24 protein-coding genes are annotated in these 24,016 nt (G+C 70.6%); 13 read left to right on the forward strand and 11 right to left on the reverse strand.

Annotation, left to right across the window (positions count from 1 at the left end; translation table 11 throughout):
• Nucleotides 1–17: 17 nt before the first annotated feature.
• From ACIA8R_RS06075 to ACIA8R_RS06095, 5 genes are all read left to right on the forward strand, one after another.
• Nucleotides 18–404: a hypothetical protein gene (locus tag ACIA8R_RS06075; protein WP_364089726.1), complete on the forward strand. Its 387-nt coding sequence runs from the start codon at nucleotides 18–20 to the stop codon at nucleotides 402–404.
• 47 nt (nucleotides 405–451) lie between these two features.
• A complete protein-coding gene (locus ACIA8R_RS06080; RefSeq protein ID WP_357701315.1) occupies nucleotides 452–778 on the forward strand; it encodes a DUF202 domain-containing protein in 327 nt (108 codons plus the stop codon).
• Nucleotides 779–1,108 carry a DUF202 domain-containing protein gene (locus ACIA8R_RS06085; RefSeq protein ID WP_397036840.1) on the forward strand — a complete coding sequence of 110 codons (330 nt, stop codon included), beginning with the start codon at nucleotides 779–781 and terminating at the stop codon, nucleotides 1,106–1,108. It abuts the gene before it with no gap.
• 50 nt (nucleotides 1,109–1,158) lie between these two features.
• Nucleotides 1,159–1,473, forward strand: coding sequence for a hypothetical protein (locus tag ACIA8R_RS06090; RefSeq protein WP_357701313.1), 315 nt, complete (start codon nucleotides 1,159–1,161; stop codon nucleotides 1,471–1,473).
• A gap of 174 nt (nucleotides 1,474–1,647) precedes the next feature.
• Complete coding sequence (locus ACIA8R_RS06095; protein ID WP_357701311.1) at nucleotides 1,648–2,100, forward strand: hypothetical protein; 453 nt, start codon at nucleotides 1,648–1,650, stop codon at nucleotides 2,098–2,100.
• Between the two features lie 36 nt (nucleotides 2,101–2,136).
• On the opposite strand, the gene ACIA8R_RS06100 is transcribed toward ACIA8R_RS06095, so the two are convergent.
• Both ACIA8R_RS06100 and ACIA8R_RS06105 read right to left on the reverse strand, forming a co-directional pair.
• A complete protein-coding gene (locus ACIA8R_RS06100; RefSeq protein WP_397036843.1) occupies nucleotides 2,137–3,969 on the reverse strand; it encodes an ABC transporter ATP-binding protein in 1,833 nt (610 codons plus the stop codon).
• A complete protein-coding gene (locus ACIA8R_RS06105) occupies nucleotides 3,966–5,747 on the reverse strand; it encodes an ABC transporter ATP-binding protein (RefSeq protein WP_397036845.1) in 1,782 nt (593 codons plus the stop codon). The genes ACIA8R_RS06100 and ACIA8R_RS06105 overlap by 4 nt, the downstream gene beginning before the upstream one ends.
• Nucleotides 5,748–5,967: 220 nt before the next feature.
• Between ACIA8R_RS06105 and ACIA8R_RS06110 the strand changes: the two genes are divergently transcribed.
• Nucleotides 5,968–6,447, forward strand: a complete 480-nt coding sequence (locus ACIA8R_RS06110) for a nucleoside deaminase (RefSeq protein ID WP_397036847.1) — start codon at nucleotides 5,968–5,970, stop codon at nucleotides 6,445–6,447.
• Between the two features lie 26 nt (nucleotides 6,448–6,473).
• On the opposite strand, the gene ACIA8R_RS06115 is transcribed toward ACIA8R_RS06110, so the two are convergent.
• Complete coding sequence (locus tag ACIA8R_RS06115) at nucleotides 6,474–7,592, reverse strand: ferritin-like domain-containing protein (RefSeq protein WP_364089712.1); 1,119 nt, start codon at nucleotides 7,590–7,592, stop codon at nucleotides 6,474–6,476.
• 88 nt (nucleotides 7,593–7,680) lie between these two features.
• Between ACIA8R_RS06115 and ACIA8R_RS06120 the strand changes: the two genes are divergently transcribed.
• Nucleotides 7,681–8,313: a TetR/AcrR family transcriptional regulator C-terminal domain-containing protein gene (locus ACIA8R_RS06120; RefSeq protein WP_357701301.1), complete on the forward strand. Its 633-nt coding sequence runs from the start codon at nucleotides 7,681–7,683 to the stop codon at nucleotides 8,311–8,313.
• 43 nt (nucleotides 8,314–8,356) lie between these two features.
• On the opposite strand, the gene ACIA8R_RS06125 is transcribed toward ACIA8R_RS06120, so the two are convergent.
• Together ACIA8R_RS06125 and ACIA8R_RS06130 are read right to left on the reverse strand one after the other, a co-directional pair.
• Complete coding sequence (locus tag ACIA8R_RS06125; protein ID WP_357701299.1) at nucleotides 8,357–8,668, reverse strand: transglycosylase SLT domain-containing protein; 312 nt, start codon at nucleotides 8,666–8,668, stop codon at nucleotides 8,357–8,359.
• Between the two features lie 477 nt (nucleotides 8,669–9,145).
• Entirely contained in the window at nucleotides 9,146–9,541 is a 396-nt protein-coding gene (locus tag ACIA8R_RS06130; RefSeq protein ID WP_364089708.1) for a transglycosylase SLT domain-containing protein, read from the reverse strand.
• A 187-nt stretch (nucleotides 9,542–9,728) separates the two neighbouring features.
• Here ACIA8R_RS06130 and ACIA8R_RS06135 point away from each other — a divergent pair, with 187 nt between their 5' ends.
• Nucleotides 9,729–10,214: a glutathione peroxidase gene (locus ACIA8R_RS06135; protein ID WP_364089705.1), complete on the forward strand. Its 486-nt coding sequence runs from the start codon at nucleotides 9,729–9,731 to the stop codon at nucleotides 10,212–10,214.
• 26 nt (nucleotides 10,215–10,240) lie between these two features.
• Here ACIA8R_RS06135 and ACIA8R_RS06140 read toward each other — a convergent pair whose 3' ends face one another.
• The 3 genes from ACIA8R_RS06140 to ACIA8R_RS06150 all read right to left on the reverse strand — a co-directional run bounded on the left by ACIA8R_RS06140 (nucleotide 10,241) and on the right by ACIA8R_RS06150 (nucleotide 13,618).
• Nucleotides 10,241–11,458, reverse strand: coding sequence for an acyltransferase (locus ACIA8R_RS06140; RefSeq protein WP_397036850.1), 1,218 nt, complete (start codon nucleotides 11,456–11,458; stop codon nucleotides 10,241–10,243).
• On the reverse strand, nucleotides 11,451–12,389 hold the full coding sequence (locus tag ACIA8R_RS06145) for an alpha/beta hydrolase (RefSeq protein ID WP_397036852.1): 939 nt from the start codon (nucleotides 12,387–12,389) through the stop codon (nucleotides 11,451–11,453). The genes ACIA8R_RS06140 and ACIA8R_RS06145 overlap by 8 nt, the downstream gene beginning before the upstream one ends.
• A gap of 140 nt (nucleotides 12,390–12,529) precedes the next feature.
• Complete coding sequence (locus tag ACIA8R_RS06150) at nucleotides 12,530–13,618, reverse strand: LacI family DNA-binding transcriptional regulator (protein WP_357701290.1); 1,089 nt, start codon at nucleotides 13,616–13,618, stop codon at nucleotides 12,530–12,532.
• Nucleotides 13,619–13,792: 174 nt separating this feature from the next.
• On the opposite strand from ACIA8R_RS06150, the gene ACIA8R_RS06155 reads away from it, so the two are divergent.
• Nucleotides 13,793–15,004 (forward strand): sn-glycerol-3-phosphate ABC transporter ATP-binding protein UgpC, encoded by a 1,212-nt coding sequence (locus ACIA8R_RS06155; RefSeq protein ID WP_357701288.1) that lies wholly within the window; start codon nucleotides 13,793–13,795, stop codon nucleotides 15,002–15,004.
• Nucleotides 15,005–15,114: 110 nt separating this feature from the next.
• On the opposite strand, the gene ACIA8R_RS06160 is transcribed toward ACIA8R_RS06155, so the two are convergent.
• Nucleotides 15,115–15,867: an SDR family oxidoreductase gene (locus ACIA8R_RS06160; RefSeq protein ID WP_357701286.1), complete on the reverse strand. Its 753-nt coding sequence runs from the start codon at nucleotides 15,865–15,867 to the stop codon at nucleotides 15,115–15,117.
• A 46-nt stretch (nucleotides 15,868–15,913) separates the two neighbouring features.
• Between ACIA8R_RS06160 and ACIA8R_RS06165 the strand changes: the two genes are divergently transcribed.
• Nucleotides 15,914–17,071, forward strand: a complete 1,158-nt coding sequence (locus ACIA8R_RS06165) for a PQQ-dependent sugar dehydrogenase (RefSeq protein ID WP_397036855.1) — start codon at nucleotides 15,914–15,916, stop codon at nucleotides 17,069–17,071.
• Here the strand turns inward: ACIA8R_RS06165 and ACIA8R_RS06170 are convergent.
• On the reverse strand, nucleotides 17,031–17,366 hold the full coding sequence (locus ACIA8R_RS06170; RefSeq protein WP_357701282.1) for a carboxymuconolactone decarboxylase family protein: 336 nt from the start codon (nucleotides 17,364–17,366) through the stop codon (nucleotides 17,031–17,033). The two genes, ACIA8R_RS06165 and ACIA8R_RS06170, sit on opposite strands and share 41 nt — an antisense overlap.
• A gap of 262 nt (nucleotides 17,367–17,628) precedes the next feature.
• On the opposite strand from ACIA8R_RS06170, the gene ACIA8R_RS06175 reads away from it, so the two are divergent.
• Genes ACIA8R_RS06175 through ACIA8R_RS06185 form a run of 3 tightly spaced genes read left to right on the forward strand, consistent with a single transcriptional unit; the run spans nucleotide 17,629 to nucleotide 22,843 of the window.
• A complete protein-coding gene (locus tag ACIA8R_RS06175; protein WP_357701280.1) occupies nucleotides 17,629–18,306 on the forward strand; it encodes a hypothetical protein in 678 nt (225 codons plus the stop codon).
• A gap of 10 nt (nucleotides 18,307–18,316) precedes the next feature.
• Nucleotides 18,317–21,355: an AAA family ATPase gene (locus ACIA8R_RS06180; RefSeq protein ID WP_397036858.1), complete on the forward strand. Its 3,039-nt coding sequence runs from the start codon at nucleotides 18,317–18,319 to the stop codon at nucleotides 21,353–21,355.
• A 27-nt stretch (nucleotides 21,356–21,382) separates the two neighbouring features.
• A complete protein-coding gene (locus ACIA8R_RS06185; protein WP_397036860.1) occupies nucleotides 21,383–22,843 on the forward strand; it encodes an MFS transporter in 1,461 nt (486 codons plus the stop codon).
• Here the strand turns inward: ACIA8R_RS06185 and ACIA8R_RS06190 are convergent.
• The gene (locus tag ACIA8R_RS06190; RefSeq protein ID WP_397036862.1) at nucleotides 22,830–24,008 is read right to left on the reverse strand and encodes a TerC family protein; all 1,179 of its coding nucleotides are present in this window, start codon (nucleotides 24,006–24,008) and stop codon (nucleotides 22,830–22,832) included. The genes ACIA8R_RS06185 and ACIA8R_RS06190 overlap by 14 nt on opposite strands.
• Nucleotides 24,009–24,016 lie beyond the last annotated feature (8 nt).

Here is a 24,016-nt window from a genome sequence, read left to right on the forward strand (position 1 = left end):
CTGGGTAAGGTCGAGGTATGCGACTCATCAAGAGCCGGTTCGTTCCCCTGGCGCTCTTCGCCGTATGCGTCCTGGCCGCCGGGTGCGGCGAGGTCAACGACACGATCGACAAGGCCCAGGCGTGCCTGGAGGCGCCGAAGATCGTCACCGACCTGGCCGCCAAGGTCAAGGACCTCACCGACGACCCCAAGGCCATGGACAAGGCGCTCGACGACGCCGCGGGCAAGCTCAACGACGTGGCCGACAAGGCCGCCAACACCACGCTCAAGCAGGCCAGCGAAGATCTTGCCAAGACTTTGAGTGGGATCGACGTGCAGAACGTCAACGACGCCGTCGACGCGGCCCAGAAGGTGGCCGGCGAAGCGGTCGACTACGCGCGGCAGGTCGCCAAGGCGTGCAGCTGAAATCCCGGCTTCTCTAGGGGAAAAGGGGACGAATTACCATATAAGGCATGGAGCCCGACCCGCGTTTCACCTTGGCCAACGAACGCACCTTTCTCACGTGGCTGAGCACGGCGCTGGCGCTCAGCGCGGGCGGGGTGGCCATGGCGGCGGTCCCCGCGGACGTGTTCGTGCCGTGGGTCCGCACAGTGCTGGCCGTCATGCTCGTGTCGCTGTCCGCGCTGGCCGCGGGCATGGCCTATCCGCGCTGGCGCAACATCCAGCGCGCCCTGCGCAACCAGGCGCCGCTCCCGCCACCCGCCCTCGCGGCCGTCTTCGGGTACGGCGTCGCCACCGTCGCCGTCATCGCCCTCGTCCTCATCATCCTGTCGGTGTAGATGTCACAGGAGATCTGGGACGAGGGCCTGCAGAGCGAGCGCACCCGGCTCGCCTGGGTGCGTACCGCCATGGCGCTGGCCACGGGCGGGCTCGGCGCCGCCGGGCTCGCGGTGCGCCACGGCCTGCCCGCCGTGGCCGTCGCGGGGTTCGCGCTGGCCGCGCTCTGCGGCGCCGTCCTGCTGATCAGGACCGGGGTGCGGTTCCGCCGGGTCCAGGAGGCCCTGCACGGCGGACGGCCCATCGACGCGGGTCTCGACGCGTTGTTCGCCTGGCTCGGCACCCTCAGCGTCGTGCTGGGGGCTGCCACCTTCGTGCTCACGGTTCGGTGACCCCCGGCTTGCGGCAGGCGGGAGGGGAGGCGGACACTCGTAGGGAGGGGGTGACCTCAGTGGAGGAAGAACGCAGGACCCTGCCCTTGGAGTGCCGCGGCTGCTGGCACGTCTGGGAAGAGGACTACCTCGTCAGGCACGTCGACGACGAGCACGGGAACGCCGCCGAGATCTGGCTCAGGGACGGGTTGGTGGTGCCGCCGCCGTCGTCCGGGGTGATCTGCCCGCATTGCGGCTGTCAGCAGACCACCACGTTCCCGGCCGGGTATCTGGCCCGTCATCCGGAGCTTTTCCGGGCGGCCGAACCCGGCGTGCCGGACGCGACGCCGCTGCTCAGCCCGGTTCCGCCGCGACGTCCGTACTGACGCCGGTCCCGGAGGTGGGCGGACAAGTAGCGAAAATCGCCGGTAAACCATGACACTTGGTGAGCGTTTCGTAGCTTGAAGTGTCATAAATTACGCCTTGCGGAGGCGCGCGGTCAGGCGCAGACTCAGGTCTAGACCACCTAGACCACCGAATCCCAGCCGGGGGTGATCCTCGTGCGCGACGGGTTCGAGACCCGCGAGACCTGGCCCTTCGAGTGCCTTCGCTGTCTGCGTGTCTGGGAGGAGGAATTCGTCGTCCGGCATTTCGCCGACGACCACGGCAACGAGGTCGAGATCTGGCTCAGCTCCGGCGTTGCCGTGCAACCTCCCTCGTCGGGCGCGTGCTGCCCGGGATGCGGCGGCTATCACGTGACGTCGTTCCCCAGCGGTTACCTGGCCAGGCACCCCGAGCTGCGGCCTGAGCCGGAAGTGCTGCCCGCGCTGCTGCCCGAGCTCACGCCCGGGTTCGGCACGGCGTCCGGCCCGCCGCTGGAGGAGCGGAAGGCGCCCCTGCCCGGGGCGCCCCTGGCCGGCCGGTTGCTCGTTGCGATCGGGGTGCCCGTCGCCCTGTTCATCGGGTACGAGCTTTACCGGAGCCTCGTGGCCGTCACGCCCGTCCACCATTAGCCCGCCGCCCGCGCGGCGGGCCGATGGTGTCCCGGATCACTGACTCAGGCTCTCCAGCCAGGCCCGATGCAGCCCGGCGAAGCGGCCCGAGGCGGCGATGAGCCGGTCGGGCGGCCCGTCCTCGACGACCTGGCCGGCCTCCATCACCAGCACCCGGTCGGCGATCTCCACCGTCGAGAGCCGATGGGCGATGATCAGCGCGGTGCGGTCGGCGAGGATCGTGCGCAGCGCCCGCTGCACCAGCCGCTCGCTCGGCACGTCGAGGCTGGAGGTGGCCTCGTCGAGGATGAGCACCGCGGGGTCGGCGAGGAACGCCCTGGCGAACGCGATGAGCTGCCGCTGGCCCGCCGACATGCGTCCGCCGCGCTTGCCGACCTCGGTGTCGTAACCGTCGGGCAGGCCGGCGACGAACTCGTGCGCGCCGATCGCCTTGGCCGCCTCGCGGACCTGGCGGTCGGTGGCGTCCGGCCGGCCGAACCTGATGTTGTCCGCGACCGTGCCGCTGAACAGGAAGTTCTCCTGCGTCACCATGACCACGGCCTGGCGGAGCGTCGTCTCGTCCAGGTCGCGCAGATCGACCCCGTCGAGCAGGACGCGGCCCGCGGTCGGGTCGTAGAAGCGGGAGATCATCTTGGCCAGCGTGGTCTTGCCCGCGCCGGTCGCGCCGACCAGCGCCACGCTCTGCCCGCCGGGGATCGTCAGGTCGAGGCCGGGCAGGATCGGCATCTCCTCGACGTAGGCGAACCGCACGTCCTCGAAGCGGACCATGCCGCGGGCCGGCTGGGGCAGCGGCTCGGGCCGCCGCGGCTCCGGCACGCCCGGCTCCTCCTCCAGCACCCCGGACAGCTTCTCCAGGGCCGCGCCCGCCGACTGCAGGGTGTTGTAGAACTGGCTGAGCTCCTGCATCGGCTCGTAGAACTGCCGCAGGTACAGCAGGAACGCGGCCAGCACGCCGACGGTGACCTCGTCGTTGATGGCCAGGTAGCCGCCGTAGAGCAGCACCCCGCCCACGGTCAGGTTGCCGATCAGCTTGATGCCGAACATGAACTCCGCGCCCAGCAGCATGCTGCGCGCGTTGGCGTCCCGGTAGTCGTCGTTGAGCTGGGCGAAGATCTCCTGGTTGCGCGGCTCCCGGCGGAACGCCTGCACCGCGCGGATGCCGGTCATCGACTCCACGAAGTGCACGATCACCAGGGCCACCGTCTCCCGCGTCCGCCGGTAGACGATCACCGACTGGCGCCGGAACCACCGCGTGAACAGCAGCAGCAGCGGCAGCGGGACCAGCGCCACCAGGCCGAGGTGCACGTCGAGGATCAGCAGCAGGCCGGCCGTGCCGAACATCGTCAGCACCGCCTTGACCAGCCCGTCGAAGCCCGACTGGAGCAGCTCGGAGATGGCCTCGATGTCGGAGGTCAGCCGGGAGATGACCCGGCCCGAGGTGTACTTCTCGTGGAAGCTGAGCGACAGCCGCTGGAAGTGGTCGAACACCCGCCTGCGCAGCTCCAGCAGCACGCTCTGGCCGATCTTCCCCGACAGGCGCAGGAACGCCTTCCGGGTGAGCGCCTGCGTGACGGCCGCGGCCAGGATCACCCCGACCACGATCAGCAGGATTCTCGGCCCGGACCCTCTGGTCATCGGCGGGATGCCGTCGTCGATCCCCACCTTGACCAGGTACGGGATCGCGAGCGCAGCGGCGTTCGAGACGACGATGATCGCTGTGAGCAGCGCGATGGGCTTGCGGTACGGGCGCAGCAGGTCGCCGAGCAGCCTGCGGGAGCGCTCCCGCAGAAGCACCGAGACCTTCTCCGGCAGTTCGTCCTGCTCCTCGGAGGCGACGCCGCGCCAGGAGGAGACGGGGGCGGTGGTCATCGCAGCGCTCCTTCCGAGGGGTCGAAGTCGGCGTCCTGGGCCAGCAGCTCGCGGTACTCGGGCACGTCGGCCAGCAGTTCGTGGTGACGTCCGACGTGGGTGATGGTGCCGTCGCGCAGCAGCGCCACCTTGTCGGCCAGCAGCACGGTCGAGGCGCGGTGGGCGACCACGATGCCGGTCGCCTCGCGCAGGACGTGCCGCAGCGCCTCCTCCACCAGCGCCTCGGTCTCCACGTCGAGCGCGGACAGGGTGTCGTCGAGGACGAGGACGCGCGGCCTGCTCAGGACCGCCCGCGCCAGGGCGAGCCGCTGCCGCTGCCCGCCGGACAGCGACAGGCCCTGCTCGCCGATGCGGGTGTCGAGGCCCCAGGGCAGGTCGTACACGAAACCGGCCTGCGCGGTGCGGAGGGCGTCGGCCAGCTCCTCCTCGGTGGCGTCGAGCCGGCCGAGCATGAGGTTCTCGCGCACGCTCATCGAGAACAGCGTCGGCTCCTCGAACGCGGTGGCCACCAGCGAGCGCAGCGTGGTCAGGTCGAGGGCGCGCACGTCCTCGCCGTCGATCGTGACGCGGCCCACGGTGGGGTCGATCAGCCGGGGCACCAGCGCGGTCAGCGTGGTCTTGCCGGCGCCGGTCGCGCCGACGACGGCCACCGTCTCGCCGGGGTGCACGTCCAGCCAGACGTCCCGCAGCACCGGCCCGTCCGCGCCGGGGAAGGTGAACCCGACGCCTTCGAACCGCAGGTGGCCGCGGGGCAGCTCGATCGTGCGGGTGCCGCTCTCGATGGCCGGGACGGTGTCCATGACCTCCATGACACGGTCGGCGGAGGTCATCGCCTCCTGGGCCATGGCCAGGATGTAGCCGAGGCTGGCGATGGGCCAGACGAGCTGGAGCATCAGGGTGGTGAAGGCGACCAGCGTGCCCAGCGTCATCGAGCCGGAGCCCACCGCGAGGGCGCCGAGCAGCAGCACCAGGGCGAGGGTGACGTTGGGGATCACTTCGAGGAAGGCGAAGAACTTCGCCGACAGGTTGGCCTTGTCGACCGAGCTGCCGTACACCTTGCGGGCCGCCTCGTCGTACCGGTCGTAGACGTGGTGGCGGCGGCCGAAGGCCTTGATCGTACGGATGCCGATGGCCGACTCCTCGACGAGCGTGGCGAGGTCGCCCTGCTCGTCCTGGACCTGCCGGGAGATCTTGATGTACCGCTTCTCGAACCGCAGGGACGTCCACACGATCGGCACGGCCGAGGCCAGCACCAGCAGCCCGAGCGGCCAGTACTTGTTCAGCAGCAGCACGGTCACGGTGATGAGCTGGAGGACGTTCATCACCAGGAAGAGCATGCCGAAGCCGAGGAAGCGGCGGATCGTGGACAGGTCCGTCGTGGCCCGCGACAACAACTGGCCCGACTGCCAGTCGCCGTGGAAACCCATCGGCAGGCGCTGAAGGTGCTCGTAGAGGTCGTCGCGGATCGCGGTCTCCAGCCCGAGGACGGGCTTGACCTGGGTCCAGCGCCGCAGGAAGATCAGCCCGGCCTCCACGACGCCCACGCCCAGGGCGATGAGCCCGAGCGGGAGCAGCCCGTCGGAGTCGCCCCGCGTCACGGGGCCGTCGATGACCTTCTCACTGATCAGGGGCAGCGCGATGCTCGCGGCGATGCTGAGTATCGCGGCCAGCCAGATGAGCACCAGTCTGGCGGCGTACGGGCGGAGGTAGGACTTCATCCGCCACAGGGAGTTGGAGGAGAGCAGGGGACGGCGAGGTGTGTCAGTATCGGGAGGCATCCCATCCAGGTTAATACGTGGGATCAACCCATTTTTTGCGGTAAATGTGGGGGTTTCTGCAGGTAACGTGCGGAAACGAGACCCCCATGACCTGGCCGCCGGCCCCGCCTCCGCCACCGTCGCGGCGGCCGGGCAACACGTCCACCTGCGGCTCGGGTGCGGCGTAGGCCAACGGGGCTGTCCTTTCCGCTCACCTTTTCTCACCGGACAGGAAGTCGTGATGATCGACCAGAGTGAACTGCCGTACCTGCGCCGCTGTGTCGAGCTGGCCGCCGAGGCGCTTGAGTCGGGCGACGAGCCCTTCGGGTCGGTGCTGGTCGCCGGGGACGGCGCCGTGCTGGCCGAGGACCACAACCGGGTGGCCGGGGGAGACCGCACCCGGCACCCGGAGTTCGAGCTGGCACGTTGGGCGGCGGCCAACCTGACCCCGCCGGAGCGGGCGGCGGCCACCGTCTACACCTCCGGCGAGCATTGCCCGATGTGCGCGGCGGCCCACGCCTGGGTGGGGCTGGGACGCATCGTCTACGTGGCGTCGTCGGCCCAGCTCGCCGACTGGCTGGGCGAGCTCGGCGTGCCGGCGCCGCCGGTGAGCACGCTGCCGGTCAACGCCGTCGCGCCGGGCGTGACGGTGGACGGGCCCGTCCCAGAGCTGGCCGACGAGGTGCACGCGCTGCACCGGCGCTTCTACGGCGGACGCTGAGGTCAGGCCGTTCGGCCCGCCGCCGGTCAGGGGGTGGTCGAGCCGAGGGCGATGGTGTCGGCGACCTCGGCGTGCCGCTCGGACTCCTCGGCGGCGAAGCGGGCCGCGTCCAGCTGGTCGGCGATGTCCTCGTCCTGCTTCATGAGGGCGTCGAGCGACTGGCCGGCCATCTCCAGCACGCCCATGTCGGCGTACGCCTGCTGCAGCCGGGGGCTCCACAGCCCGATGTCCTTGACGCACGGCACGATCCTGCTGAACAGCAGCGAGCGGAACAGCCGCAGGTACTCCGACTGGTCGGTGGCCCGCATGACCTCGTCGGTCTCGGCCCTGGACAGGCCCAGGTGCTCCCAGGACTCCGCGCCGCGCAGCCGGTCGCGCATCAGGTAGCAGCCCTCGATGACGAAGTCCTCGCGCTCGCGCAGCTCGGACTCCGACAGGTTCTGGTAGTAGTCGCGCAGCGCCATGCGGCCGAAGGCGACGTGCCGGGCCTCGTCCTGCATCACGTACGCGAGGATCTGCTTGGGCAGCGGCTTGGTGGTGATGTCGCGCATCACGCCGAACGCGGCCAGGGCCAGGCCCTCGATGAGCACCTGCATGCCGAGGTAGGGCATGTCCCAGCGGGAGTCGCTGAGCGTGCTCTCCAGCAGCGCCTTGAGATGCTCGTTGATCGGGTAGGCCAGGCCCACCTTCTCCTGGAGGAAACGGGCGTAGGTCTCGGCGTGGCGGGCCTCGTCCATGGTCTGGGTGGCGGCGTAGAACTTGGAGTCGAGGTCGGGGACCGACTCCACGATCCGGGCCGAGCAGATCATCGCGCCCTGCTCGCCGTGCAGGAACTGGGAGAACTGCCAGGCCGCGCCGTGCAGCCGGACGTCCTGGCGCTGCTGGGGGCCGAGCCGGTGCCACAGCGGGGTGTCGTAGATGGCGATCGTGGTGTCGGGGATGCCGAGCACGTTGTACGGGTCCACCTCCAGGTCCCAGTCGATGCGCTTGGTCGAGTCCCACTGCTTGTCCTTGCCCTTCTGGTACAAGGCCAGCATGCGATCGCGGCCCTCGTCGTACTCCCAGGTGAACCGGCTGGCGCCGGCCATCCCGACGTCCCAGGTGGAGAGCTCGGCGGGGAGGGTGTAGAGATCGTGCGTCGACATAGGGACCTCCGCGAGGGGGATTACGTACGGTGTACGTCCACGGCTCGACCCTTGCACGTACGGTGTACGTGCGTCAATAGAATGAGCTATGACCACCGAGCCCTTGTCCAGGCCGCGCATCGTGGCCGCGGCCATCGACCTCATCGAGCGTGAGGGCGCGGACGCGGTCTCCATGCGCCGCATCGCGGCCGAGCTCGGCGTCGGCGTGATGTCCCTGTACAACCACGTGCCGAACAAGGACGCCCTGCTCAACGGCGTGGCCGAGAGCGTGCTGAGCGGGATCGAGTTCACCGACGACCCCGACGCCCACTGGACCGACCGGGTGCGGGCGCAGGCCCGCGCCTTCCGGCAGATCGCCCATCACCATCCGCGCTCGACCATGGTGGTGGTCAGCCGTCAGCTCCACTCCCACGCCGGGCTGCTGCCGGTCGAGCGGGCGCTGGCCACGCTGCGCGGCGCGGGCTTCGACGGGCCGGACGCCGTCCGCATGCTGCGCATGTTCATCGCCTTCATCGTGGGCTCGCTGCTGCGCGAGGTCGGCGTGACGCCCACGTTCGCGCCCGTCCACAGCCGGACGGTCGAGGCCGCCGAGGTCGATCCGGCGCTGTTCCCCGAGGTGAGCGCGCTGGCGCCGCTGCTGACCGAGTGCGACCACGAGGCGGAGTTCGAGTTCGGGGTCGAGCTGCTGATCCAGGCCATCGCGGTGCACGCGGGCCAGTAGGAGGGCACCCGAGGCGGGCCCGGGTGCCCTCCGGAGCGGGAGATCAGTACCAGTTGTGCGATCTCCAGTGTCCCCAGGCGCCGCAGGGCCTGCCGTACCTGCCCTTGATGTAGGCCAGGCCCCAGCGGATCTGCGTTTCGGGGTTGGACCTCCAGTCCTTGCCCGCGCCGCTCATCTTGCCCGCGGGCAGCGCCTGCGGGATTCCGTAGGCGCCCGACGATCTGTTGAGCGCGTGGTGGTTCCAATTGCTCTCTCTGGTCCACAGGTTGTCCAGGCAGCGGAACTCCCGGTAGTTCCACGCACGCTGGACGACCTGTCCCAGGGCGATCTTCTTGTTTCTTCCGGCGGGCCTCACGGCCGCGATCTTCGGTTGCGCTGACGTTGTCCAGGTCCGCATCTTGATCATCGGTGGCTGGGACTCCGCCCAGGCCGCACCGGTCGTGACGCCGAACGCGCTGATAGTGAGAAGAGTGCCGCTGAGCACGCGTTTGCTGTCCAAGGCGATCCTTGCTTCCGGGTCGCGTGCGGACGGGCGCCCCCGCGGGGGCGCCCTGCCGTCCGGCGTCCGTGGCTCGGACGCGGAGGGTCCGCGCGGCCCCCCGGGATCCTGTACCGCCCGATCGTGCTGGACGGCCCGGAAGGCGCCACGACGTGTCCTCTAGCACGATTCCTATTACGGGCCGTGACCGCGGGCTGCGATCGCGACACGCGAAGGACAGGAGTTTGCGCGCTCAATTCGGATAAAAGGCGATCTCGCTGGGCCGGGATTGCCCTGCCCGTCGCCTATATGGCATGTCCTTGAGGAAAAACGCGGACATACCTGGGGTTTGACTCAGTACCAACTGTGGGATTGGAAGTGCGCCCACGCGCGACACGGCGAGCCGTACCGCTGCTTGATGTAGCCCAGACCCCACCTGATCTGGGTACGCGGGTTGGTGCGCCAGTCGGCGCCCGAGGAGGCCATCTTGTGGCCCGGGAGTGCCTGCGGGATGCCGTAGGCGCCCGACCGGTTGCCGGCCCTGTGGTTCCAGCCGCTCTCTCTGGCCCAGAGTCTGACCAGGCAGCCGTAGCTCGCGGCACCCCAGCCGCGCTGGGCGAGCAGGGACTTGGCGATGGCTTTGTTCCTGCCGCTGCTCTGGGAGGTCTGCGCCTGTGCGGCCGTGGTGCCGGTCGCCGCCACGAGAGTGGCGGCCAGGACCAGGACACCGGTACGGCGGAGCATGGGCATGCGGATTCCCTTTCGAAGGTGACGGGGACCGCGTCACCCTGCCTGACAAACGACCTTCTTTCCTAATTGACCATGAAAAATCGGGAGAAATTACAAGATCACGAATAGTGGATATTCAGGGGTTTTAGGGGAAAAATGAGGAATAGGTCACAATCTGCGGCCGGCGTCGTTCTGTAAGCTTCAGATCATGAGCCTTCGCGACATCCCGCTCCGCACCCTCGCGGACGACCCCACCACGCTCGGCGACCTCGCCGGGGACAAGGCCGTGCTCCTGGTCAACGTGGCCTCCCGCTGCGGCCTGACCCCCCAGTACACCGGCCTGGTCAAGCTTCAGCAGGACTTCGGCCCGCGCGGCTTCAGCGTGGTCGGCATGCCCTGCAACCAGTTCGCCGGCCAGGAGCCCGGCACGGCGGAGGAGATCCAGGAGTTCTGCTCGGCGACGTACGGCGTCGACTTCCCGCTGCTGGCCAAGGCCGACGTCAACGGCCCCGACCGGCATCCGCTCTACGCCGAGCTCACCCAGACCGCCGACGAGGAGGGTGCGGCGGGCGACGTCCAGTGGAACTTCGAGAAGTTCCTGCTCGACCGCGAGGGCAACGTCGTGGGCCGCTTCCGTCCCCGCACCACCCCCGACGACCCGGCCGTCGTCTCGGCCATCGAGAAGCTGCTCTAGCGGGCTCTAGCGGGCTCTAGCGGGCTCTAGCGGGCGCCGCGGCGTTCGTAGGCGTGGAAGGCGGCGCAGCACACCAGCAGCGCCACCGCGAACGCCGGGAGCCAGGCCAGCCGGGCCGCCAGCCAGCCGAACCCGTCGGGAACCGTGTGCAGGCCGGGCAGTTGGATGCTGCCCGGCGGGCCGGGCAGCACCCGGCTCGCCAGCAGGCCCAGCTCGGTCACCACGATCAACGCGGTCTGGTGCCACAGGAAGATCGTCATGGCGGCCAGGTTGGCGACGGCCACGGCCGCCCACGCGGCGGGGCGGCGCAGCAGCCTGCGCAGCGGGCCGAGCAGCAGCAGCGCCGCGCCGCACTGGGCGAGCCCGTAGGCGACGGCCGCGAGCGAGGGCGGGTCCAGGTTGGAGACGGGGGCGCCCGGCACCCCGACCATGGTCGCCGGATAGCCGCCCCACACCACCAGCGCCACGGCCCCGGCCCCGCCGCCGGCCAGCAGCGTCCAGCCGGTGGCCCGGCTCCGCAGCTCCCCGCGGGCCCAGGCCGCGCCCAGGCAGTACGGCACCAGCCATCCGGCCGCCACGTTCACCCACCAGAGCCACGCCGGGCCGCCGGGCCCGAACCGCAGCACGTCGGCGACCACGACCGCCGCGAACGGCCAGACCGGGTGCAGGCGGGCGACCAGCGGCGTGGCCGCCGTCAGCGCGGCGAACACCAGCAGGAACCACATCGGGGCCACGGCCATCCTGACCAGCACCCGGACCTCCTCCAGCGACACACCGGAGGCGAGCATCGCGACCGCCGCCGCCGCCCACACCGCCAGGACGACCGCGGCCGGGCGGAACAGCCGGCCCAGCCGGCCGCGCAGCCACGGGCCGTACCCGATGCCCGCCGCCCGCGCCGACGTGTAGCCCTTCGCCGCGACCAGGCCGCCGACCAGGAAGAAGATCGCCAGCATCTGCAACGCCCATGACACCGGGGCGAGCTGCGGTAGGGCCTTGAGCGGGCTGGTGACGCGCAGGCTGCCGCTGTCGGTGACCACGGCGGTCACCAGCCAGTGCCCGGCGACCACCCCGAGGATGGCCAGGGCCCGCAGGGCGTCGAGTGCCCGGTCGCGCTCCGGCGGCGTCCCGGCCTCGATCCGCGCGACGAGCCCCCGCCGACCGTCCGACGGGCGGCCGCGCAGGGCGCGGGGCGTGCGGTGGGAGGGGGCGGACAGGGGGGAATCGGGCAGGGAGGAGTCAGCCATCGTGGGCGGCCTTTCCGGAGACGATGCGGGCGACGGCCGTCAGCGCGGGGGAGCCGGGCCGCAGGTAGTCGCTGTGGCCGCCGTCCCCCGCCGGGAAGACGTGGGCGCCGAACCCCGGCGAGACCGGGTCGGCCCCCAGCCCGAACGTGACGAACGGCAGCTCGACCAGCGCGTGCGGCACGCCGCCGATCCAGTCGCCGCCGCCGCGCCCGGCCCACACGGCCGCGCGGGTGCGCATCGCGGCGACGTCGGGGACGCCCGCGCCGGGGCTGCCCATCAGGACGATGTCGGCCACGTCCAGGCCGGGCGCGGCACGTCCGCACACCACCGAGCCGTAGGAGTGGCACACCAGCGACAGCCGGGCGTCGGGCTTGAGCGCGCGCAGCTCCCGGACGAACGCCCGCAACCCCGGCACGGCCTCGTCGGCCCGCGTGGGCGTGAGCACGTCCAGGCTGAGCGTGCTGGGCGTGCGGTACCCGGCCCAGGCGACGACCGCCGAGCCGTCCCCGAGCGCCTCGCGCAGGCGGGTCGCGCCGGCGCGCAGGAGGCCGTACCGGTCGAGGTTCGTGTCGGAGCCGGGCACCAGGACGGCGATCCGCCGGGCGGTGGCGAGGTCGCCGAAGACCTCCACGGTCCGGCCGCCGTCGCGCCCGTCGAAGGACAGGAACGTGCGCGACGGGTCCGCCATGGCCCGCAGCGCCGCCGCCCGCAGGTGGTGCCCCCGCGCGGCGGCGGTGTGCTCGGCGGCCAGGACGGCCGTACGGCCGGCGGCGTACCGCTCGGCGAGCGCGGCGGGGGTCGCGGCGCCCAGCGGCGCCACGGCGGCGGGAACGGGCGCGGGCACCCCGGCGGACCCGCCCGCGCCGGACGCCGGCAGCGCCACCGAGGCGGTGACGAGCGCGGCGAGCAGACGGTTCCTGAGCGAGGCCATGGCGGATATCCCTTTCGTGCCGGTTCTTCCTTCCGGCACCGAAGGTAGGGATCACGCCTTGTAGTCGGCTTCCCGCTGGAGGATGCACCTTCCGCGTAGCTCTGAGGTACTACGGGGTTGAGAGGTACGGGAGCCCTCGTTCACCTGCGAGGGCCGCAGCTCCCCCGGATGATCAGCTCGGTGGGCAGGACCACCGAGCGGGCCCGCCGGGTGCCCTCGCGCAGCACCAGCTCGCACGCCCGGTACCCCATGTCCCGCCCCGGCTGGGCGATCACGGTCAGCGGCGGGGCGCACAGCTCGGCCCAGGGCACGTCGTCGTACATCACCAGCGACACGTCCCGCGGCACCCGCAGGTCCAGCTCGCGGGCGGCCAGCACGGCGGCCTCGCCCAGGACGTTCCCGCCCGCGACGACGGCCGACAGGTCGGGACGGCTCTGGAACAGGCCCGAGGCGGCGGCGTACGCCGAGTCGCGGCTGCCGGTGCCGAAGACCACCAGCTCCTCGTCGACCGGCGCGCCCACGGCCTCGCGGAAGGCGTCGGCCCGCCGGTCGTGCCCGGGGCCGCCGAGGAAGGCGATGCGCCGGTGGCCGAGGCCCCTGAGGTAGCGCACGGCCGTGCGGATGCCGGCGCGGTCGTCGGCCAGGACGGCGGGCACGTCCGGCGGACGCGCGGCGACCTCGGGGACGCGCCCCCGGGGGGACACGCCGTCGAGGAGCATGAGATCGTCGAGCGCGCTCTCGGCGGGGTCGCGGTCGTGTTCCTCCTCGCGTCCGGCCTCGGGCGGCAGGCGGTCGGCGAAGACCACCGTCATGCCCGCCCTGATCACCGGCGCCCACGTCTCGGCGTCGCCGGAGGGCACCGCGATGACCCGGTCGACGCTCTGTTCGAGGAGCATGCCGATCAGCTCGGCCTCCTGCTCGGGGTCGCCGCCCGTCGAGCCCAGCACGACCGGCTCGCCCGCCGACCGGGCGCAGGCGAGCACGCCCTCGGAGAGCTGGCCGTAGAAGGTGTCGGTGAGGTCGGGCACGAGCAGCCCGAGGCCGCCGGTGCGGCGCTGGCGCAGGTTGCGGCCGAGCGCGCTGGGCCGGTAGTCGAGCTGGGCGGCGACGGCCAGGACCCGTTCCCTGGTGCTGGGGCTGGCCGAGCCGCCCGACAACACCCGGGACACGGTCGCGACGCCCACGCCGGCCGCCTCGGCCACATCCTTGATCGTCGCCCGCTTCTCCATGGAAACGATTCCATCATGGATTCCGTCCCACTGGAAGGTCACCGTTCCCACAAGGGCTGGTCACGCGGTACCCCTTGACACCGATGTCCGTTTCGGGTGAGATACGTGAAAACGTATCCACGGGAACCGAGAACCAACATCCGGGCCGATCGCCCTGGAGCGCGAAGGAATGTCATGGCATCCATCGTTCTGACGAACGTCGACAAGATCTACGCCGGTGGCGTGAAGGCCGTGAACGGGCTGAACCTTGAGATCAAGGACGGCGAGTTCATGGTGCTGGTGGGCCCATCGGGTTGCGGTAAGTCGACCGCGCTCCGGATGATCGCCGGCCTGGAGGACATCAGCGGCGGCGAGATCGCCATCGGCGACAAGGTGGTCAACCACCTGCCGCCCAAGGACCGCGACATCGCGATGGTCTTCCAGAACTACGCGCTCTACCCGCACATGACGGTCGAGGAGAACCTCGCCTTCGGCCTCAAGCTCCGCAAGATGCCCAAGCCGGAGATCCAGAAGCGGGTCAACGAGGCCGCCAAGATGCTCGGCCTGGAGACCTACCTCAAGCGCAAGCCGGCCGCCCTGTCCGGTGGTCAGCGCCAGCGTGTCGCCATGGGCCGCGCCATCGTCCGCGAGCCGCAGGCCTTCCTCATGGACGAGCCGCTGTCGAACCTCGACGCCAAGCTCCGCGTCTCCATGCGCGCCTCGCTCAACACCCTGCACGAGCGCCTCGGCGTCACCACCGTGTACGTCACCCACGACCAGGTCGAGGCCATGACCCTGGGCGACCGCGTCTGCGTCCTGCGCGACGGTCTGCTCCAGCAGGTCGACACCCCGCAGAACCTGTTCGACAAGCCGGTGAACCTGTTCGTCGCCGGCTTCATGGGCTCGCCCTCGATGAACTTCGTCACCGCCGAGCTGGTCCGCGACAACGGCGCGGCCGTGCGCTTCGCCGACATCAGCCTGCCGATCCCCGACTCGGCGTTCGCCGACAAGCCGGGCCTCGACCAGTACATCGGCAAGAAGGTCATCCTCGGCATCCGCCCGTCCGACTTCGAGGACGCCAACTCGGCCGGCAACCACGCCAACGGCTGGGCCACCCTGCCCGTCAAGGCGGAGGTCACCGAGGAGCTGGGCTCCGAGATCAACGTGCTGTTCCTGATCGACGCCCCGCCGGTCGAGCACAAGGACACCGTCGCCGCCGCCGACACGGGCGACGACGAGGAGGCGGCGCTGCCGCTCGTGGGCGACAAGTCCCTGTGGACCGCCCGCGTCAACGCCCGCAGCCACGCGCGTCCCGGCCAGCGCATCGACCTGGTGCTGGACACGCACAACCTGCACTTCTTCGACCCGACGAGCGGCCTGGCCATCGGTCACGAGGCCAACCGCTAGCAGGTCCAGCCGGATCTGCCGGTTCCCGGCCGTGAGTTCCTCACGGCCGTCCCGGGCCCCCACCGCGACCCCCTCCCGCGGCGGGGGCCCACTTTGTCGTACGCCCGGCGTCAGCGGCGGCCGAGCCTGGCCGACACGCGCCCGGCCAGGTTGTGCGGCACCAGCTTGCCGATCGCGACGATGGCCTTGTAACGCAGGTCGGGCACCGAGACCCGTTTGCCGAGCGCGAGGTCGCGCATGGCGTCCCTGACCACGTTGTCGGCCTTCAGCCACAGGAACCCGGGGATGCCCGAGGTGTCCATGGACGCCCGCTGGTGGAACTCGGTGCGCACGAAACCGGGGCACAGCGCCATGATCTTGATCCGCGGGTTGCGCACGTCGTTGGCCGCGGACTCGCTGAAGTTGACCACCCACGCCTTCGACGCGCTGTAGGTGCCGCGCGAGAAGAACGCCGCGACCGACGCCACGTTGATCACCGCGCCCCGATCGCGCTTGCGCATCGCGGGCAGCGCCGCCAGGGTGAGCCGCAGCACGGCCTCGCAGTGGACCTTGAGCATGCGCAGCTCGTCGGCGACCGGCACCTTGAGGAAGTCGCCGGGGTGGCCGAAGCCGGCGTTGTTCACCAGCAGGTCGACGCCGTCGCGGAGCCTCGACTCGACCTTGGCCAGGCCCTCCTCGGTGGCCAGGTCGGCGGGCAGCACCTCGACGTTCACGCCGTACCTGAGCTTGAGCTGGTCGGCGGCCTGGACGAGCCGCCGCTCGTCGCGGGCGACCAGGACGAGCGAGCAGGCGTCGGCGGCCAGGCGGCGGGCGAAGGCGGCGCCGATGCCGGCGGTGGCGCCCGTGATCAATGCGGTAGGCATGCTCTGAACCTTAACGTCCCCGATCAGGCGTGCGAGTATGGACGGCGTGCGCCCCCTCGCGGCCGTGCTCCTCCTGGCCCTCACCGCCTGCTCGGCCGCCTCGCCGCCACCCGGCCCGGCCACCGTGTCCTCCGCCCCGCCCGCCCCGCCGGCCTCCACCCGGGCTTCCACGCCGGCGAGCCCGGAACCGAAGAGCGCTCCCGGGCAGGTGCGCTTCCGCGAGCTCGGCCGGTTCGAGCGGCCGGTCGCCCTCGCCGTGCGCGCGGGCGACGAGCGGCTCTACGTCGCCGAACAGGGCGGCCGGCTGCGCGCCACCGACGGCGACGTCGTCGTGGACCTGTCGGGCGAGGTGAGCGGCGGCAACGAGCAGGGCCTGCTCGGCGTGGCCTTCCATCCCTCGGGCCGCTGGCTCTACCTCGACTGGACCGACGCGCGCGGCGCCACCCACGTCACCGAATGGGCCTTCGACGGCCGGCGCGCCACCGGCCGGCGCGACGTGCTCACCCAGGAGCAGCCCTACGCCAACCACAACGGCGGCCAGCTCGCCTTCGGCCCCGACGGCCACCTCTACGTCGGGCTCGGCGACGGCGGCAGCGCGGGCGACCCGCAGGGCAACGGCCAGGACCTCGGCACGCTGCTGGGCAAGATCCTGCGCATCGACCCGCGCGGCAGGCCGTACAAGGTGCCCGAGGACAACCCGTTCGTCGGCAAGGACGGCGCGCGGGCCGAGATCTGGGCCTACGGCCTGCGCAACCCCTGGCGGTTCGGCTTCGACCGGCGGACCGGCGACCTGTGGATCGGCGACGTCGGCCAGGACTCGGCGGAGGAGGTCGACCACCAGCCGGCCGCCTCCAAGGGCGGCGAGAACTACGGCTGGAACCTGCGCGAGGGCGAGCGGCCCTTCCGTGGCGGCACGGGCCGCGGCCTGACCGAGCCGGTCATCACCTACCCGCTGCACAAGGACGGCAACTGCTCGGTGATCGCCGGGTACGTCTACCGCGGCGCCGCGCTGTCCTGGCTGCGCGGCAGCTTCCTGTACGGGGACTTCTGCGCGGGCTGGGTCAGGGCCGCGCCCGCGGGCGAGCCGTCGAAGGCGGCCGAGATCGGCAGGGTCGAGCAGCTCTCGTCGTTCGGGGAGGGGCTCGACGGCGAGCTGTACGCGCTCAGCCTGCGGGGTCCGCTCTACCGGATCGAGCCTGCCTGACCCGCTCGATCAGCTCCTCGACCTGGTCGTTGAGCCGCGATCCGCGCGTCCATCCGGCGTAGTGGGTCAGGAACACCACCACCTCGCGCAGCTCGGTCTCGCTCAGGTCGCCCGCACGCAGCGCGACGTCGAGCTGCACGCCGGTCATGTCGTCGAGCCCCTGTCCGACGAGCAGCCCGAGCAGGAGCAGCCGGCGCTCCTTGACCGACAGGGCGGTCCTGGACCACAGGTCGGCGAACTGCCGCTCAGCCGTCATGCCGAAGGAGTCCACGGTCTCCGTCGCGGGTTCTTTCATGGTGCGCTCCGAGGCTCGGGATGGGCGTCCTCATATCCTTTGCTACTTCCTGTGGTGAACCAATGGGGGTTGCAGGAACGTTGTATCCCGGGCGACCGTAGAGTGTGTCGGCCTGGCGCATACCAGGTTTTGTCGATCTGTAACAAGTAAAGCCAATCAATGGCCAAGATTTGGTCAAGATTTCTCAGCGCGCATCCGGCCTCATTCCGCATGAAAGCGGGCACAACAACTGCGTTGGTCCGTAAAGCGGAGGTAAGCCCTGGTGAAAAAGACACGGGCTTGGATCGCGCTCATGGTCGCGATCCTCATGCTGTCGGCCTGCGGGCAGCCGGATTTCACCTACGTACGGGACAGGGAAGGCACCACCTATTTCAAGGTGCCCGCCTCGTTCACCCAGCTCAACGCCTATCCGATCGAACTGTATCTGACGGGTGACCAACCCGGTTCGCTGGCGGCGGCGACACGCGCGCAGCGGGTCTGGTCCACGGCGTTCGACCAGTCGTCCGAGCCGTCGGTCAACCACCTGCTGAGCTCGTCCGACCCCTTCGTGTACGCGACCGTGCACAAACTCACCGAGCAGCAGCGCGACGCGATCTCGCTCAACCGGCTGCGCGACTTCGTCCTGCCGGTGACCGACACGATGCGCGAGCTGTACGAGCAGAAGGTCACGACCACCGGCCGGCCGCCGATGTTCGCGAACTTCGAGCTCCTCAGCGACGACGTGCTCATTCTGGACGACGGCGCCAAGGGCGTACGGGTGCGCTTCAACTACCAGATCGGCCTCGGCGTCCAGACGTTCGACCAGACCGCGATTCTCGACGAGAAGGGCGCGACGGTCTCGGTCATGCTCATCGGCTGCCAGGCGACCTGCTTCCGCGACCGCGGCGCCGAGTTCGACAAGATCGCGGGTTCTTTCAAGCTGCTCCGGGTGCCCGGATGAGGGAGCGCCAGTGACCACCACCATTCAGCACGAAGGGCTGCGCGCCCCCGGCAGCGGGCCCTCCGACCCGGACTCCGTGACCAGGAAGAAGATGCAGTTCTGGGACCGGAGCAAGTTCCTCGTCGCGCTGGTCCTGGCCTACCTGATCCTCACCTGGAAGGTGATGGCCGACTGGACGGGCGTGGTGACCTTCCCCGAGGCGGCACAGAAGATCGGCTACGAGTACCAGTGGATCTTCTGGCTGCTCGGCGCCGAGGCCGCGCGGCAACTGCACTTCCTGGTCAGCGAGCACTGGTCGGGCTACCACCGGTTCTGGAGCCAGAAGGTCTTCGGCGGGTTCGAACGGTGGACGCACCGGCGCTTCGACGACTGGACCAGGTACCGCATCTCCAGAGCCCTGAAGATCGCCTTCTTCGTCACGCTGACCGCGCTCGTGGCGGGGGCGGTGCTGGACGTCAGTCCGTTCGTCGCGCTGTTGCAGGCGCCGACGCTGATCTGGCAGGCGCTGCCGTTCCTGATGCAGATCGTCTTCCTGTTCTTCTTCGTCATCATCCAGTTCGTCGGCCTGTTCTGGTTCCTGTCCAGGGGCGGCGTGGAGACGTACTTCCCCGACGACATCAAGACCCGCTTCGCCGACGTCTGGGGCCAGGACCACGTGGTCGAGCGGGTACAGGAGAACATCGTCTTCCTGGAGCGGCCCGACGAGATCGAGCGACGCGGCGGATACGTGCCCAGCGGCCTGCTGCTGTGGGGCCCGCCCGGCACCGGCAAGACCCTGATGGCCGAGGCCGTGGCCGGCGAGACCGGCAAGCCGTACGTGTTCGTGGATCCGGGAGCCTTCACGAACATGTTCATGGGCATCGGCATCCTGAAGGTCAAGGGCCTGTTCAGGAAGCTGCGCAAGCTGGCGCTGCGGTACGGCGGCGTGATCGTCTTCTTCGACGAGGCCGACTCGCTCGGCAAGCGCGGCAAGCTGGCCCAGCAGGGGCCTCCCGGGCAGGGCGGCTTCTCGGCGCACTCCGGCTGCCACGGGATGACGTACCTGTCGGAGGAGACCCGTTCGGTGCTGGCCTTCAAGGGGCGGCGCGAGGCCGACGACCCGCCGGGCACCTGGCGCGAGCGCTTCTTCGCCGGCGGCGGCATGATGAACAGCGGCGACCCCGGCACCCTCCAGGCGCTGCTCACCGAGCTGTCCGGGCTCAAGAAGCCGCGTGGCTTCTTCAACCGGCTGGTCAGGCGGCTGCTCGGGATGCGGCCCAAGCCGCCGCCCAAATACCGCATCCTCGTCATGATGGCTACCAACCGGCCCGACGCGCTGGACGAGGCGCTGCTGCGGCCGGGCCGCATCGACCGCATCTACAAGGTCGGCTACCCGTCCAAGGCCGGACGGGTCCGGACGTACCAGGGCTACTTCGACAAGGTCGAGCACGAGCTCACCGAGGAGCAGGTCGACAAGCTGGCCACGATCACGCCGTACGCGACCGGGGCCACGATCAAGGACCTGGTCAACGAGTCGCTGATCACCGCCATCCGCGACGGGCGGGAGGTCATCACCTGGTCGGACGTGCTGCGCGCCAAGCGGCTCAAGCAGCTCGGCCCGCCCGAGGACGTCGAGTACATCGAGCGCGAGCGGCACGCGGTGGCCGTGCACGAGGCGTGCCACGCGGTGGTGGCGTACGTGACCCGGTTCCACCTGGAGATCGACATCGCCACCATCGAGAAGGGCGCCGACTACCTGGGCATGGTCGCCTCGATCAAGCCCGAGGACCAGTTCACCCGCTGGAAGTCCGAGTACGAGGCCGACATCATGGTCTCCCTGGCCTCGCTGGCCGGCGAGCGCATGTTCTTCGGCGAGGACAACTCCTCCGGCGTCTCCGGCGACCTGCACGCGGCCACGTTCCTCACCGCGCTGATGGAGTCGTACTGGGGGATGGGGTCCGGCGTCACCTCGCTGCCCGCGCTCCAGGAGCTGGACATCCACGGCGGCAAGTCCGTGCGCGGCCGGGGCGGCGCGGGCGGCGGCATCGGCATCACCGAGCGCGAGCCGGTGCGCGCCCAGCCCGACCTGACGCCCGACGTGCTGGGCGAGCGGATCGAGTTCAACCTGGTGCGGCTGCTGGAGAAGACCGAGCGGCTGCTGGAGGAGCACCGCAGGGAGGTGCTGTGCCTGGCACACGCGCTGGAGACGCACAAGACGCTCAATGGCGACGACGTGGTGGCCGTCATCCGCAGGGAGCCCGGACCGCTCGTCAACGGCACGATCTACGCCTCCGACGAGCTCTACGAGCAGCTTGAGGACTACCACCACGACGCGGCCAGGGCGCACAAGGAGCACAGCCGCATCGATCGCGACCTGCCCGGCCCGGTGGAGGAGCGGGCCGAGCCACGGGCGGCGGCCTTCGCCGCTCCGGCGGCGGGCGCCGGCACGGCGGTGGCGCAGGTGATCACGGCGGAGGTCACCCGGCTCGACCAGGGGGTGGCGCAGGCCGTGGACCGGCCCGAGTTCGTGCCCTGGTCGCCCGGCCCGAGACCCGCCGCGGTCCCGGTGGCGGGTGTGGCGTCGGCCGCGGTCCCGGGCGCGGTTCCGGGCACGGTTCCATTGGTGGGCTCCCCGGTGGCGGTCCCCGAGCCCCGGCGGCGGCGGCGTGCCGGGCGGGTCTGGCTGGTCGTGGCCAGCCTGCTCGGCCTGATCGCGCTGGCCCTCATCGCGGGGCTCGCGGTGACCGGCACAGTGTTCGGCACAGTGTTCGGCACAGCGCCTATCACAGGGTCCGGCACAACGCCGGGCGCGGGCGTCGCGGCGGCTCCCGCGCTCGCCTCGCCGGCCCTGCTGCTCCTGCTGTTCGTCGTGGTCGTCGGGGTGATCGTGGGCGCCGGGCTGGCGTTCGTGGCGGTCAGGGGCGTACGGACGGCGCAGGCCAAGGCGGAACGCGAGCGCGACGAGGCCCACCGGCGGGCCCAGCTCCTGGCCGCGGCCATGGACCCGGACACGGCCATGCGACTGCTCGGCTACGACGGCAACGGCAACGGCGCCCGCGCCGACGGGTGATCGCCCGGTCACCTAGAGTAGGGAGGCATGAGCAAGGACGGCGTCGTGCGCAGCCTGGTCCCCGCCCGGATGGACCGCCTGCCGTGGGCGCCGTTCCACACCCGCCTGGTGATCGCGCTCGGCGTGGCCTGGGTGCTCGACGGGCTGGAGATCACCATCGCCAGCAACGTCGGGGCGTTCCTGCAGCGTCCCGACACGCTCGGCTTCACCTCCACGCAGGTGGGCCTGTCGGCCACCGTCTACCTGATGGGCGAGGTGGTCGGCGCGCTCTACTTCGGCTGGCTGTCCGACCGGCTCGGCCGCAGGAAGCTGTTCATCCTCACGCTCGGCATCTACCTGGTCGCCAGCGGCCTGACCGCGCTGTCGTGGGACGTGTGGAGCTTCCTGCTGCTGCGTTTCGTGGCCGGGGCGGGCATCGGCGGTGAGTACGCGGCCGTCAACTCCGCCATCGACGAGATGATCCCCTCCCACTACCGGGGCCACGTCGACCTGGCCATCAACGGCACGTACTGGCTGGGGTCGCTGCTGGCGACCTCGGCCACGTTCCTGCTGCTGCACCCGGGCGGGCCGCTGGACCCCGACTGGGCCTGGCGGCTGGGGTTCGTGGTCGGGCCGGTGATCGGCCTGGCCATCTGGCGGCTGCGCAGGCACCTGCCGGAGAGCCCGCGCTGGCTGATGACGCACGGCCGCGAGGAGGAGGCCGAGGAGGTCGTCGGCCGCATCGAGCGGGAGGTCGAGCGGGAGGACCGGGTCAGGCTGGAGCCGGTGCCGCAGGACCAGGCGCTGGAGGTCGTCCCCGAGCACCACGCGCCGCTGTCGCAGGTCGCCAGGACGTTGTTCCGCACCTACCCGCAGCGTTCGGTGCTGGGGGCGACGCTGATGATCTGCCAGTCGTTCCTCTACAACGCCATCTTCTTCACGTACGCGCTGGTGCTGACGCACTTCTACGGCGTCCCGGCGGGTTCGGTGCCGCAGTACATGTTCGCCTTCGCGGCCGGGAACCTGCTCGGGCCGCTGCTGCTGGGGAGGCTGTTCGACACGGTCGGGCGCAGGCAGATGATCTCGGGCACGTACATCGCCTCAGGGCTGCTGCTGGCGGTGACCGGGTGGCTGTTCAAGGAGGGGCTGCTGACGGCGGTCACGCAGACCGTGCTCTGGTCGGTGATCTTCTTCATCGCCTCGGCGGCGGCCAGCTCGGCGTATCTGACCGTGAGCGAGATCTTCCCGATCGAGCTGCGGGCGCAGGCCATCGCGATCTTCTTCGCGCTCGGGCAGGTCGCGGGGGCGTTCGGGCCGACCGTCTTCGCCTCGCTCATCGGCGACCAGCACAACCCCGACCCGACCAGGCTGTTCTACGGCTACTGCTTCGGCGCGGCGATGATGGTGGCGGCGGGGCTGGTGGAGATCGCGTTCGGGGTGAAGGCGGAGCGAACCCCGCTGGAGCACATCGCGGCGCCGCTGACCTCCCGTCAGGTCACCCAGACGTAGAAGCGTCGTGCTCGGCGTGTGCCCGGGCCACCAGGGCCGCCAGCGACTCGTCCCGGGTGGCGTGGGCCCGCTGGCGGTCCGGCAGCTCGCCCAGGCGCGCCTCGGCCGCGAGCAGGTCGCGGTAGACCTCCTCGCGCCGCGCCGGGTCCTTCTCCACGTCGAGGTAGTCCTGGGCGTGCCGGCGCACGGCCGACAGCACGTTCTGCGCCCGGCCGCGGGGGCTGGCCAGCGAGGCGGCCACGGTGACGAGCAGCACGCCGACGATCACCGACAGGGACAGCCCGGTGCTGATCTCGGTCACGTTCACCGGCTCGCCGTCGTTGACGAACGGCACGTTGTTCTCGTGCAGCGCGTGCAGCCCGAGCTTGACGCCGATGAAGGCCAGGATGACCGCCAGCCCGTAGGCGAGGTAGATGAGCCGGTCGAGCAGGCCGTCGATGAGGAAGTAGAGCTGGCGCAGCCCCAGCAGGGAGAAGGCGGTGGCGGTGAAGACCAGGTAGACGTTCTGGGTGAGGCCGAAGATGGCCGGGATGGAGTCGAGCGCGAACAGCACGTCGGTGCCGGCCAGGGCGACCATGACCAGCAGCATCGGCGTCATCACCCGCCTGCCGTCCCGCACCGTGAACAGCCGGTCGCCGTCGTAGGTGTCGGAGGCGCGGAACACCCTGCGGGCCAGGCGGACCATGAAGTTGTCGGTGTGGCCCTCGCTGCCCTCGGGCCGCAGCAGGTTGCCCGCGGTGAGCAGCAGGATCAGGCTGAAGACGTAGAACACCCAGGCGAACGTCTCGATCATCGCGGCCCCGATGAGGATGAACCCGGTCCGGGCGATCAGCGAGAACACGATCCCGAACAGCAGGGCCTTCTGCTGGTCGGCGCGCGGCACCCGGAAGCTCGCCATGATGACGAGGAAGACGAACAGGTTGTCGACCGACAGCGCCTTCTCGGTCACGTACCCGGCGAAGTACTCCGCGCCCGGCTCGGCGCCGCCGAACGCCCACACGCCCACGCCGAACAGCAGCGCGATCCCGACGTACAGGCTCGACCAGACGGCCGCCTCGCGCAGCGTGGGGACGTGCGCCCGCCGTACGTGGAAGAAGAAGTCGAACAGCAGCAGGCCGGCGATCCCCAGGATCGTCAGCCACCACACGGGCGCGGACACGTCCACGACGGCTC

This window comes from Nonomuraea sp. NPDC051191 (genome assembly GCF_044455665.1).
Taxonomy (GTDB): Bacteria; Actinomycetota; Actinomycetes; order Streptosporangiales; family Streptosporangiaceae; genus Nonomuraea.